The 856-nt window shown below is 38.1% G+C and carries 1 protein-coding gene; it reads left to right on the plus strand.

Features of this window, described 5'->3' with window-relative positions:
- Positions 1-21 precede the first annotated feature (21 nt).
- Positions 22-856, plus strand: an 835-nt coding sequence (locus AB4653_RS27750) for a GGDEF domain-containing protein (protein WP_372105853.1), incomplete at its 3' end; no start/stop codon positions are given.

An 856-nucleotide genomic window follows, 5' to 3' on the forward strand; every position in this document is an offset into this window, starting at 1 on the left:
GTGGTGGTTCTTGAATCATCAATGACTATTTCATTCATACCTGAGTATTATTATTTAATACAGGCGCTATTCTACTTGTCTCATGCTTCTTTTGTATTAGCGTGTGTTTATGATCTTGGGGAATTAAGAGTTATTAATTTGGGCGATTATAAGAAATTGTTGTCTAATTCTGATAAAGATTTCATGACAGGATTGTATAATCGAAAATCTATAGAATATAAAAAGGTCATTGAGTGTTCTCGTTGTTATTATTACATTGATGCAAATCAGTTGAAGTTTCTCAATGATAGTCAAGGTCACCATGTAGGTGATCGAATGATAATAAATTTAGCTATGCGCTTCAAAAAAATAGCCGCACAAGGCATAGGGAAGGCGTATAGAGTCGGTGGCGATGAATTTGTATTAATTTGCCAAACGTCGGTTTCCAAGGAGTTACTTGAATATTTGTTGGAACAGAACCTCACCCAAGAAACAGAAAACGCTCTAAGCTTTAGTTTTGGCCGTTATCGAAGTGGTCCTAATGAATCTGTCGAAGATTGTATTTACAAAGCTGAATACTGTTGCCGTAAAGCAAAGTCCAACAATGAACCTTACCAAGATTGGCAGCAACAAGACGGGGTCATGCTCTATAGCTTACCGAACCTTAGAGTAGAAGCAGTTGAATTACTTAACTCGGATAGGTTGCTTTGCTTTGCTCAAAAAATTCATTCTTTAAAGGGTGTTGCTTCGAGCTATGAGCTACTGTGTCGTTTAAAAATGGAGGACGAAGAGGGACGTGAAAAAATCGTTTCTGCTGGTGAATTGCTCGATGTTGTAGCCTCTCATGGGCTTGAGAAGGAGCTCGATTCTCGTATGC

The sequence above is a fragment of the Vibrio sp. 10N.222.48.A3 genome (assembly GCF_041475345.1).
Taxonomy (GTDB): Bacteria; Pseudomonadota; Gammaproteobacteria; order Enterobacterales; family Vibrionaceae; genus Vibrio; species Vibrio tasmaniensis_A.